The 12,758-nt window shown below is 42.4% G+C and carries 8 protein-coding genes and 1 pseudogene; 1 reads left to right on the top strand and 8 read right to left on the bottom strand.

Annotated elements, in window-relative coordinates:
• Positions 1-357: 357 nt before the first annotated feature.
• The 6 genes from hsdR to AC2204_RS06990 form a co-directional block, all read right to left on the bottom strand.
• Complete coding sequence (gene hsdR / locus AC2204_RS06965) at positions 358-3,897, bottom strand: type I restriction-modification system endonuclease (RefSeq protein WP_318924774.1); 3,540 nt, start codon at positions 3,895-3,897, stop codon at positions 358-360.
• A 245-nt stretch (positions 3,898-4,142) separates the two neighbouring features.
• Entirely contained in the window at positions 4,143-4,508 is a 366-nt protein-coding gene (locus tag AC2204_RS06970) for a hypothetical protein (RefSeq protein ID WP_318924775.1), read from the bottom strand.
• A 125-nt stretch (positions 4,509-4,633) separates the two neighbouring features.
• Positions 4,634-5,491 carry a DUF7281 domain-containing protein gene (locus AC2204_RS06975; RefSeq protein ID WP_318924776.1) on the bottom strand — a complete coding sequence of 286 codons (858 nt, stop codon included), beginning with the start codon at positions 5,489-5,491 and terminating at the stop codon, positions 4,634-4,636.
• Positions 5,488-6,786 (bottom strand): hypothetical protein, encoded by a 1,299-nt coding sequence (locus AC2204_RS06980; RefSeq protein ID WP_318924785.1) that lies wholly within the window; start codon positions 6,784-6,786, stop codon positions 5,488-5,490. The genes AC2204_RS06975 and AC2204_RS06980 overlap by 4 nt, the downstream gene beginning before the upstream one ends.
• Positions 6,786-7,424 carry a hypothetical protein gene (locus AC2204_RS06985; protein ID WP_318924777.1) on the bottom strand — a complete coding sequence of 213 codons (639 nt, stop codon included), beginning with the start codon at positions 7,422-7,424 and terminating at the stop codon, positions 6,786-6,788. Before AC2204_RS06985 ends, AC2204_RS06980 begins: the two co-directional genes overlap by 1 nt.
• A complete protein-coding gene (locus AC2204_RS06990) occupies positions 7,421-11,083 on the bottom strand; it encodes an ATP-binding protein (protein ID WP_318924778.1) in 3,663 nt (1,220 codons plus the stop codon). Before AC2204_RS06990 ends, AC2204_RS06985 begins: the two co-directional genes overlap by 4 nt.
• 218 nt (positions 11,084-11,301) lie before the next feature.
• On the opposite strand from AC2204_RS06990, the gene AC2204_RS06995 reads away from it, so the two are divergent.
• Entirely contained in the window at positions 11,302-12,141 is an 840-nt protein-coding gene (locus AC2204_RS06995) for a BrxR family helix-turn-helix transcriptional regulator (RefSeq protein WP_318924779.1), read from the top strand.
• A gap of 62 nt (positions 12,142-12,203) precedes the next feature.
• Here AC2204_RS06995 and AC2204_RS07000 read toward each other — a convergent pair whose 3' ends face one another.
• A complete protein-coding gene (locus tag AC2204_RS07000; RefSeq protein ID WP_318924786.1) occupies positions 12,204-12,344 on the bottom strand; it encodes an AlpA family phage regulatory protein in 141 nt (46 codons plus the stop codon).
• Positions 12,332-12,758, bottom strand: a pseudogene (locus tag AC2204_RS07005) (IS3 family transposase); the annotation flags it as partial. The pseudogene AC2204_RS07005 and the gene AC2204_RS07000, both read right to left, overlap by 13 nt.

Below are 12,758 nucleotides of genomic sequence, written 5' to 3' on the forward strand. Positions count from 1 at the left end.
GCCGTGACTGGTTAATGTCGTCAATATACTGTCTATTTTTACTTTCGTGAGAAAGCCATATGTAACCCATTGCTCTAGCTTCTAGCTTGGCTACTTAGTTGCTTGATGGATTACCGTAATGCGGCTGATACCGAGATCGTGCACAACCAGATTAATATTTGCCGTATAGGTAACTAAAGATGCCGCTTAACAACTCGAGTCTCAAGTCGTTCAGGCTCAGGTAGATGCGAGTATTATACGCATTGGGCGATATGTTGTAATTTGGTTTTCTAAACGTATTGCGGTTCTTTTGCATAGAAAACCATCAACCACTCTGCATGACAACAAAACCGCGATAGAAAGCCCTTTAATTACTCACTAACCCGCTTGCCAAAGGTACTCATTCAGTTCATCGAGTATGGTATCAAGTTGGTCATCAAGCACACTGTTAAAGCGTTTAGCCCCACCATGATCGGCGAAGCGTTGGTTAACGAAAGACTTGTCGATCACCGCCTCATGGACCAACTGCTTAGCCAGACGTGCTAACCACTTACGTTGATTAGGATTCCAATTATGCTCACTGTAAATGCGCTGCATTGCGTTGGCGACACGCTGCTCAAACGGCACTAATGCCTCATTGATGGCGGCTTGTCTGATATAACCGATAATACTGGCGGCGATATCTTGGTTGGTATTCTTGCGCCATGCGCTTTTAAGATGGGCTTCGTTGTAACCGGCTTCATCGAGCAATAGTTTCACTTCTTTGAGTTGTTCGCGAGTGAGATCTTTCGGGCGATTCACGACAACCGACAATGCTGCCGATTGGTTGATATTCTGTCTGATAAACTGATTGAAGCTATCCAAGTAATCCGCTGGTTTTTCATGTACACCATAAGTTTGCTCACGGCCGAGAAACTCATCTTGACCTTCATAGATAACCGGCATCTTGTCGCTTCCCGCGAGAAAACGGACCTCCGCGAGTTGATTGATTAAGCCTTGATGCTGCTTGAAAAATTGCGCAGCTTGTTTCGGCCCGATTTGATGAAGGTGCTGGTGGAGTTTGTCTGGTGCAACGCCCCATATTCCCTCCAGTTGATCTAACTTGGTTCTTAGCGCTGGCTTGTTCTCTGCTTTTTTTACGGCTTTACGCATCACTCGCATGACTTTTTGAGTCAGCTGATTCAGCACGTCATTTGCGTGGGTTGTACCTGCCTGCTCACCAGGAGTCTCTAAAGCTTGCTCTAAGTAGGTATCATCGCTGATCTCATCCACCAGCTGCTCTAAGGTGATATTAGGATCTTTGACAATCGGCTTCATGGTGTTGACGGCTTCAAGTGCACTGTAGAGATCAACCGGATCGTAGATTTTAAAGACTGTCTTACCTATTTCGTCACAGCGACGTGTTGCTCGGCCCATCATCTGCTCGTACAAAATGCGCGACTTAACGCGACGCAAGAACACTAGGTGGCAGATTTTAGGAACATCGATACCAGTAGTAAGTAAATCGACCGTCACGGCAATATTGGGGTAGCGCTCGTTTTTATATTGACGAATGAGTTGATCGACCTTATCGCTTTTCCCGGTAATTTTTGCAACGGCAGCCTGATTGTAATCGTCACCGTAGATCTTGTTAAAGGCACTATCTAGCGCGGTTTTAACCATATCGGCATGCAGATCTGTGGTGCAGAATATTAGCGTTTTTTCATCACCAAACGGGTCAAGCTCATTAACAAGCTGGTCGCAGATAACATCATTAAACCCTTTGGTTATAACGCGGCGATTAAAAGATTCGACATCGAATTTAAGCTCATCTTCTAAGTCGGCTGATTCAACCTCTCCGGTTTGAGTATTAATCGCGGATACGGTTTCGCCTTTCTCAAACTTAATGCCATTTTTGCTGAGTAGCGTTTCATAGCGAATAGGCGGTTCATGATCGATGAGCCAATCTTCCGCTACCGCTTCGCGATAAGTATAGGTATAGACCGGTTTACCGAAAATCTCACTGGTGTGCTTGGCAGGAGTGGCCGTAAGGCCTATGCGAACGGCATCGAAGTACTCGAGTACACGGCGATAGCTTGAGAGGTACTGGCTCGCGTCACGGTGAGCAAGTTCTCCTTCTGTCATCTGCTGATCGAGTGCATAGCCCCTATGCGCCTCATCGACAATAATGCAGTCAAACTCATCAAGTGCTGGGGGCGTATCAGACATATAGATCCGCTTCACCATCGCTTGTACGGTAGCAACTTGAATACGGGTTTCCGCTTCACTGCTCATATCACCTAATTCGGCAATATTGTAGATAGAGGATAACGTTTTGTTCTGTTCAAGTTTTGCTTCATCGAAAGAATCGCAGGCTTGATTGCCTAGCGCGGTTCTGTCGACTAAGAACAAGATACGTTTAAAGCGTTCCGCCTTAAGAAATCGGTACATCAAGCCGATAATGGTTCGGGTTTTACCGGTACCTGTTGCCATCGCCAGCAGGCATTGGGTTTTATCTTCCTCTAGGGCAGATTCTACCGCCACAATCGCTTTTTGCTGATAATCACGCAGGCCTAAGTAATCGAAGCCCTCTTGCTGAAGCAACTTTTCTGCTTCGTATCTACTGCGCTTTAATTTGTCGATGAGACCATCAGGGGAATGGAATTGTTGCAAGGGCCTTTTGGCATTGCTTGCTTTACGGGTATCACGGAACCACGTACCTGAAAGCTCAGCTAGCTGTTTATTAAACGGTCGCCCATTGCAAGAGTAGACAAATGGAATGTGGTAATGCCCCTCTTCCTCATCAGCCCAAGCTATGGTTCTGCTTTCCAACTCCCATGCACCTTTTTGAGATGAAATGAGCTTGTAACCTTTGGAGTAACGCTCTGCTTGAGAGACTTTGCCTGCAACATTGGTGTTTTCTTGCTTAGCTTCAACCACGGCGATAGGAGTTAAACCACAAAACAGCACATAATCAGCGCGCCCACTTTTTTCTTGATGCTTAGTTGGCCATTCAGCAATTGCGAGGTTTTTACCTTTTTCCGGTCTTACCCCTTTTCGATAATCTAAAACGTCTGAATCAGCATCCCAGCCAGCATCGATAAGCTGTTGATCGATGAGGATGCGAGTAAGTTCTTCATTAAGAGTAATGCGACTACTGGCGGTATTGGTGCGCTTATTTACATCTTTGCGCTGCGCTTTAATCGCTTTGAGTGTTTCCTCTGTTTGCTCGGCTAACTGCTTTTGAAGCTTTGTAAGCTTGTTATCAAATTCATCTTTTTGTTTCGCAAGTGCCTGCTCATGCGATTTTGCCTGAACAGCCAGTTCTCTCGCCTCGGCATCCATCTGCTCTGCAAGTACCGCGAACTCTTCTTTTTCTTGTTCAAGCAGAGAAGTTAGCTGCTGATTAGATTCTAGTTGTTCGTTATTTTCGAGCAATTGGCTTTTAAGCTGTTGTATTTGAGTTTGTAGCTCAGTTAATTGCTTACTAGGGTCTTGAGGGATAACAAACTCACCCACTTTGAAATCGACGCCTTGCTTGCCAAAAGCTCTGTGGTACCAGATAGCAATATCACGAGCGACACGAAGGCCAGCTAATGCTGGTTTATGTTCGGTTTTGAATTGATGTACCGCTTGGTTACCCGCTTTACGCAGACCATGGAACAGGCTGATGATTTGAGACTCGAGGCGTAGTTCACGGTTAATTCGAAATAGGAGATCTGCTTGATTAGTTTTATCGTCAAATTCAATGCTACAGCGCATCGCTAGATCTTGTGCGATTGCTTCGGCAAACTGGCGCAGCTTAACTAATGTGGTATTAGGATCACTAGAGAAAGCGCGTTCAGCACTTTGCGCTAGTTGCAGGAAGATGGGATCATGTGACGCTAAAAAATAAAAATTACTTTGAATTCCATTTTCACCAACTTCAGATTTAGCCATCACTGCTCCACGTGCATTTATTGATAAATATCAATCAACTAAAAATAAAATTGTTGATGATACATACTAATTTGAAACTGACATCAAGTCAGTAATTATTTGATTGATTTATTCAAAACCCAGAGCTAGAACATACGAATCTGCAGATTTCCTATTATAAATTCACGCACATAAAAGTCTGTTCTGACTATTCTCAATTTGATTAAAAATAGTAATCACCACCAGCTTTTGCTGGTGGTGATTGATTAGATGGCATTCAGAGGAGCAAGGTCGATAATTAAAGAGTCTTTAACTCGATTAAAATCTTCGCTTTCTATATCGCAGGCCGTAAAACTTTCTAAAAGTTCTTGCTGTCTCGGCTGTCCAAATGCTAAGCGATAGAGCACAAGTATTTTTTTTACTTCTGCATATTTTGCAACTTCTTTACTCATTGGGTAAGTCGGTACAATTCGCTCAATTTGTGCTTTCCCGTTAGGAGTAAACCAGTACGGCTCTAAGTCACTAGTTTTGTTCGTATCAACATTAGCTGCTTGCTCAAATAGCTGTTGCCAAACATCCGTTTTGTTTCCTAAGCCTGGGGTGTAGTTTTCCGCAATACGTTGGCGGACCACAATCTTTGTTAATCCATGATATATGGATGGATTTCATATAGCGATAGCTGAGCAAGAAAGTAGAACTTACTGTGATTGAAATCTAGCTGGTTATGACTGTTGTTAGCTATCGTAAGGCAGCCAGATCAATCACGTAACTCAATTTGATGTAATCTTACGGCTATTTTGTTTGCCATTATCGATTCTTGGGTTATCCCTTTTTCTACTTTAGACATTAATAACTCTAACTTAGGAGGGATAAGTTCTGAGACTCGACCCCAGTTTTGGTATTGGTCCGCAAATAGAATCGATCGTCCATGTTCTTTAAGAGTCTCTATTGATAAATTGGGAAGCAGCATATAAGTGGCTCCCGATGATAAAGCTAAAGAAATACCTTTAGGATCTGTGTCAAACCAAGCTATAAGTTCAATATATGGAAAAGCCAATGCAATTTCTTTTGATATTACCCCGCAGTCCTTATCTCCTCGGTAGACGATAAGAGGGTTAGGTCCAATGTCATTTTGTACCAATCTAAACTTAGAAAACGCTTCATAGTTTTCAACAATCACAACTTGGCTGTGTTCAATGCTCTTCAGATGATTTAGATCTATCTCAATGTTCATACCCTCTTCTAAGTCATATGTTTTATTATTTATGTTCGTGGATAAAAGCCCATAAATTTTAATGACCTTGCCTTTGACAGGTCTTGAACTTAGCTTCTCATTTGGAAAGTACTGAGCCATCTCCATTCGAGAATTCGGGATAGAATCAGTTAAAAGATCAAAACCTGATTGTTCTTTAATTACTTTCCTAATTTGACGTATATCTCTAGGCGTCAGCTGTAGCTTCTCACCGCTGGCGATTCCAATACTAAAGTCGCGGTGGAAAATCTCAAAAACGCCACTTAGCACTACATTCGCACCTTCTTTAACCTTCGCTGGAGAAAAGAGCTGTTTGAGCCGATTTAAATCACTACCCGTCATATCATCAATAATTCTACTCACAGTTTCCTCGCTATAGACACATCTTCTAAGTGAAGGTTGCCGTAACCGATATTGCTACCTTTTGCTAAATAGGTATAAGACCCGATAGGTTCGACGATAAAGCCTTTGCTATCTTCGGGAAGCATTGAACTATGGAAGTTAAGCACACTAAATAGCCACACATCTTTAGCACAAGTGAGCTGATCAAGATCTTCCGGTAAGTCACCATTGATTTGCTCATAATATTCCAAGGCGGAAATGTTGGTTTTCCCCTTCCCCATAAAGGCTTCAGCAAAAAAGGTATCGCAATGTGAATCAATGTCCGCTTCAATCAGCTCTTGTATTTCAACATCAAGTGTCAATTCTCGGCGCTCAGCTTCTTCAACAGCCGGAAGCTCTTCTGGTTCGACAGGTTGTACCGTAATTTTCTCAACAATATCGGCCAATTCCGGCTCTTGGTCCATATCATCAGGATTTGGATGATGCGCAAATTCAATCGGTTCTGAAAGCCAAAATGTAGGTATGCCATCATGCTTTACTACCTCATCTGGCAAAATCAAATCTTCACCTGGTGTCCAGTGTGGCTCTTGATCAATGAACCGATCAAAGGCGTTGATCAGGTCCTTATCACGCTCTCGGTTACGATACTTCAGCATCAAAGCTCGAAGTTGAATTAGGATAGAACCGAGCTCTTGTTGGCAACTACGAACAGCATTGTGCATTTCAGTGCACAACAAGGTGTTGAGCTCTGAGTTATCTCCAGCCGTTTCACTCAACAACTTAAAAGAGAAAGCTTTCATGCCACTAACAAGCTTTTCAGCTTGCTCTATAGCGACTTGGTTCTCTTTTTGTTTCTGGACTAGCGTATGACCATAACCAAAGTCATAACTGATACGGTTTCTTAGGCGACGACAAGATTCTTGCAAATCCATTGTGATTTCATAAACGACACCTTCAAGGCTATTAAACCTATCAGCCTCTTGTTCTCTTTTGCCATTTAATTTAGCTTCCAGGTATTCTTGTGCAAGGATCTGAATTTCTGGAATGCGCTCAGCGTGTTGAGTCCCTAGAAATGAACTAGCTTCCGTCTCAAGGAAATAGTTCATCAGTGCTTCCATCTTAGGGTGCACACGGTAGCCCCGGCTTGTCACGATAACAACACGGGCTTCTTTTAATTTACGTAGGTCGTTGGCGTTCTCATGAGTTTCACGTATCGTGCCATTTTCAAAAACATGAGTTAATGTGTCCTTTGCTTGGCTGATTAAGCGAAGCATGTGGTTAACACCACCATGTTTCCCATTGCTTTGAGAACTCATCAAAAGCCAAACTCCCCTTGGTTCTCGTTTGCTTTGTTAACTGTCTCAACAATCTTTTCATGCGTATCGATGAAATCAAGCACCTCGTAAACAAAGTCTAATTTTCCTGTCATCACATAGAGTTGGCGCTCTTTATTTACTAAATGAGCCACCCCTTCTTTAACCAAGAATTCGACGACTACATTGAGTTTTTCAGTTGCACTGTCACGAACTTTTTTTCGACTAACTTTCGGGAGTCGATAAATACTATCGAGTTTATCCATCAAGCTAGGAGACGATTGGATTTGTGCACTCAGTACAGGCACACTTAACTCATCACCACCAACCATCACCGCTTCCACTTGAGCAGCCTCACTGACTGTCGCCACGAACTTAACTACAGGTCGAATGATACCGTGTACATTACTCATCAACGCGGTCACCTGACGACGATTGTGGTCGTCGATACTCTTATAGGTGACATAATAGGCACTGGTTCGGCTCGTGCACTGGAGCTCACGGCTCATAAGAGTCAACGCTTGATTAATTTCTCGGCGTGTACGGTCCTCTTTAAGCGTCTTGTAGGCTTCACGATCGGTTGCTGGGCAGATAAAGCTACCACTAAGTAGAGACTCTAGGACTTGTGATACAGGCTTCATGCTTCTACTCCTGAGCTAGTTTCAGCGGCTTTGGCTAACGCGAGTTTACTTACTTTAGGTCTGTTGAAAATATTCTTGTAAGGCGTTAGGTGGTACAGGTACTTAAATAAATTGGCTGTACGGTTATTGCCATCTGGTTGAGCCGCAATAACATTGAAGTTGTGTGCCCCCATCATTTTAAGCAGTTTGGCTTGGTTCTCCGCCGTCAGCTTACCAATCTCATCGGTTGGGTAAGTTATTGATAGTCGACTTCCTCCGCGTTGTTGCGTAAGTAGTGCTAAATACAACATGGATTGAATAAGCAAGTTCGTGCCATTACTGGCCAAATCACGCATATCTTTATCTGTTTTGGCGGTTTTACGCTGGTTGTTCTCGATGACTTCGAACTTGATGTCAAACAGCTCAGTTGGCTTCTTAACTTTCTCGGCACTGATATGGTAAGTCAGTGTATCTAAAGCATTGTAGAACTCTTTGGTTGGTAGCTCCGCTGATCCAGTTTTATCCCACTCTTCGTAAATCTCAGAGAAGTTAATAATGTCTTGCCAACCTTGTAGTTTGGAAAGTGAACTCTCCACGTTAATGTCAATAGAACCAACCACCGAGAACGTGTTATTGGCCTTTACTTGTTCAGATATATTACGACCAAGTTTCTTAATATCGCGATCGAAGCCCAGAAGTCGATGCTTGAAGTCGACGAGCATACGACCCATGTTGACCGCACTTTCAATTGTTATACTGGTCACTTGAGGAATAATGTCATTCATGATTATTTCAAGAATATCTATTCGCTTAGAGTCACTAGCAACAATATCCTCTGTAATGGTGTTTCGGCTGCTTTCATTCCAGAAACGATACAGCTCCCCGTCCCCAAGACCAAGAGTGATAGACTCCATCTGTTGTATATCTTTTTTACGTTGCTTAGTAAGCCTCTCTAACTCTGGGAGTTTGCTCTCCACATCACTCAATAGTGAGTTTAAGTCGCCGTTATAATCGAGCGCCTCTTGGTTCCCTTCTTCGTCCTCATACATCACGTAGCTAGCTAGGCGAGAAATAGCGCTGTCAGCACGCTGCTTGTGGTTTCTCAAGATAGAGAGCTTTTCATCAAACTCTTTTTTGGTTCGATTAGCTTCGGCTCTCAGCTCTTTCAGTTTAGTTTCAAAAGATCGAACTTCTTGGTGCACCGTTTCAAGCTCTTTTGCCTTAGTATTACGATCGTGACGTCTCTTAGGGTCATCCACTTCATAAACAGCAATCCATGTCTCGTATTCTTTGATCTTATGAGAATTTGCTTTTAAGCTTTTGATCTCATTATCAAGAAATTCAATTTCTTCTTTGTAGCTCTGATAGATTTCACCGCTAATACCTTGCTCACTCAAGCGCTGATCGTACTCCATTTCGATGCGCTGTTTGTTCTCGCCTAACATAAGAGTATTTTTTTTAAGTAGTTCGTCGATAGCGTCGAGCGTGAAAGCGAGTGATGACTCAATATTGCCAATTTGAGTAAGCCTGTCGTTGTTCAGCTCTAATTTTGCGTCTTCAAAACGTTGGGCCGTTACTGAAATTTCCTGCTCAATCAAGACTATAGTTTTCTCGATTGATTTGATGCTTATATTAATTTTTTCAATTAAGCTTTCTTTTGCACGAACAATCTCGATTTTCTTATTTTTAAGGTTAACCTTAGTTTGTGTTAGGTCACTCTCAGTGTTTCGAAGCTCATTGCGAAGTCGTGACAACTCAATAGCTGACTGTTTAATAGCAGAATCATTTTTCAAAATTTGCTTATTAAAATCGATCTCTGCGTCGTCAAGCTCACCAATAAGGTCCATCAAACTAGCTTGCTCTTCGACATCAGCTTTGTTAGTTACAGTACTATCAGCTAGGTTGCTCGTATCGATGTACAAGTCAAACATAGAACCTGAATCTTCAGTCATTGATGGTGTAAGTGTCGTATCCATCAAAAGGTCATCAGTAAGCACACGGCCAAGTGGAGAGCTTTGCCATCCCTCTCGATTAGCTTCAAGGAACGAGAACAATGTTCCTGAGTCAGGGTCTAATCGGTTACTGACTACTTTGAACCTGGCTTCGGCATCGCGCTTGTTACGACGAGTTTCCTCTAATCCTTCAAGTAGCTTTTCACGTTTAGTTTGTAAGTTGGCACCTTCCTTCTCGGTCGCAAGTGTCGTGTGTTTCAACGTGTCTATTTGCTCTTGCAATCTGTCTTTCTCAGACTCCAACTGTTCTCTCTGTTCAATAAGAAGCTCATCAATATCTGGGTTTTTTAGTCGCTGTTTTTGAGTGGCGAGATTAGCCTTACGTTCCATTAGAGTCGCAGATTTATCAGTAGTGAAACTTGTATGAGATTGGCTCAGTTCCTTTAACTGTGGTTGATACACAGCGTCTATCTTGTCTAGCTTTACCTTGAACTCTTTTTCGGCATCAAGTTTTTGCTCTGTTAGATCAGACTTTTCTTTATTGAACTTACTATCAAGGCTTTGTTTGTCTTTCTCATACTTTGCTTTAGCATCATTTACCTTGGTTTCAAGATCGGCATAACTCTGTCTTTGATGTGCCACCTTGTCTTCCATTTCTGGAAGTTGCTTAAGCTTAATCGACAGCTCTGGGTAACCATTATTTTCGTATGTTATAAGCTTCCGGTGGTGTACGTCGATTTCAGAATCAAGACTTCCAATAGAGCGTTGAAGGGAATTCTGTCGAACCTCTTTATCGAGCTTTTCTTCATTAATTTCGCCAATCTGCCTGTCACTATTCTCAAGAAAGCCTGCGCGCATCAGGTCGTTTTTTTTAAGGGACTCATCAAGGATTTTAGACGCTTTACGAATGATTATTAAGGCATTTTCGAGCTGAGTGGTTAGATAGGCGATCTGCTTATTGTTCGCAATAGCTTCAATGAATGCGTCTTTTTTTTCTAGGAAAGCTGTTAGACCGTTGTAGTCATCACACCATTGTTCAATTCTGTTCGAATCCACACCAAATTCTAGTGTGCTATTACCTTGCTCAAGAATATCAAGGAAAAGCGCCTTGGTGTCGGCCATATTGAATTCACCCTGAATCAATGCTGCAGTGATTTTTTCAATGTGACGGACATCATGACGACCAGAGCACAAAGAGTAGCTTAGGAACTGATTATTCAAAGTTCCTGCATTAATGTTTTGGATAATTTCGCGGTACTCTTTGACACTAGTAATACGAGACTCATAATCCAAACCGTTAGCAGTCAGCTCCGCGGCCAACTTTGTACAGCCGATAGCGTAAGGCTTTTCTTCGCTGTCTTGTTTAATGAGCACTGATTGTTCAAACTGACCTTTAACGAAAAGGTAAACAATGCCACCTTTAGTACTGAGGTTTCGATAACAAATGACATGAGCAACTTGACCACGAGCGGTAATGTACTCGAAAACAATATAACTATTACTGTGTGGTAAGTACCATTCTGCGAAGGGCTTATTTACATTCGATTTCCTGACGATCTGCGTGCCAGTCGCTCCATAAAAGAACGGAATGAGCCTTAATAATGATGTTTTGCCTTCTCCGTTACCGCCAGTTATCTGAGTGGGAGCGTCAAAAGAATACTCTGAAAACATCTTGTTTTTCTGATAGGAATTTATTGCGATAACTTTGGTCAATCCGGCATACATCATCGTATTTATCTCGAGTTTTGTTGTTTCCTTGATTGAAAATCAACCAGGTTGAATTTGTGGCAACTAAATCAGGTTACAACCTGCAATACCATCGACTATCTCACAGTAATGATTCCTGACTCTGATTCGCCCTTCTCAATATCCACAATAAATATATGTACTTATTTAGTACATGTATATACTGTATACATAAACATGTAACATTTATGAGCACGAACATGAGTCAAGCAGATATCAAATGGGACCAACAAGTACGATTTCGACTAATTGAAATCATCGCTCTGTGGGAGGGACGACTGACGACAAATCATCTATGTGATGCTTTTCACATAGGGCGACAACAAGCTTCTAGAGATATCAACAAGTACATTAGCTTGACTGACCAAGGTCAATTGATACTGGATCGGACAATTAAAGGCTACAGGCCAGCAGACAACTTTAAACCTCTGTTTACTCAAGGGACTGCTCATGAGTACCTGCTCATGCTTCATCAGCAATATAACCAAGAAGAGACCTTTGAGTTCTTTAATTGGGGGGAAGCTCAGTCGACCGTATTGAACGTCCCTGAAAGGGCTATATCACCAAAAATCGTTCGAGGATTAATCGCAGCAGCAAGGGCTAACCTTCGCGTAGATATTGACTACGTATCGCTCTCTACACCTGAGGTTCGAGGTAGAGTAATTGCCCCCCACAGCTTGGTTTATGATGGCATCAGATGGCATGTAAGAGCATTTTGTGAAGATAAAAATGAGTTTCGAGATTTTGTATTAAGCCGCTTTAGAAACGAGCCTGATTTAATGGATAGGTCATCTAAGACGCGAGAACATGATGATGATTGGAATCATCACGTTAAGTTAACTATTACACCTAACCCTTACTTATCTGAACAACAGCAAGTTGTGGTTGCCGACGACTACGCTATGAAAAACAAGGAGTTGGAAATAACAACTCGAGGAGCTTTAGTAAGTTATTACTTACGACGTATGGGGGTTACACAAGACCAAAAACTGCTAAAAGAACAACCAGAAGCGCATCAATTGACAGCTTACTTTGACTAAAATATTCCCCTGTGATGGATAGGATGGTAGTAATTCAATCAGTAAACATAAGTACAAACCAATCAACGATTAATTACTAACCCTTCCATCCGCTCATCTACCTCACTCTCCACCCAGGCGACAGCCCTATCTCCTAAACTTATCGATTGAGGAAAATTATTTTCGTTCATCTTGCGGTAAATCGCCGAACAAGATAAAGCCAGCCCTCACTTGTCATCAAGTAGGTGATATCGCCAGCCCATTTCTGATTCGGTGCATCAGCAGTAAAATCTTGTTCCAGAAGGTTAGGCGCAACGGGTAAGGAATGTTTACTATCTGTTGTAACCTTAAATTTACGCGCAGCTTTTGCAACCAGACTCTGCCTTTTCATGATGTCTGATATCGTCTTAAGGTTGTGCTTGTTCCCTTGCTCTACCAGTTCTACCTGGATACGTCTTGCACCGTCACTACCTTTGCTAGCTTCGAACGCCTTTTTGACCGTTATGTCACGCAGCGTAGGTGCTCTATCCCTTTGACTAATTTCATGACGATGCTTTAGCCAGTAGTAAAACCCACTACGCGATACAGCAAGAACCTTGGCCATTCTCATTACGGAGAACTGCTCAAGGTGCACTTGC

The sequence above is a fragment of the Photobacterium sp. genome, from assembly GCF_057456235.1.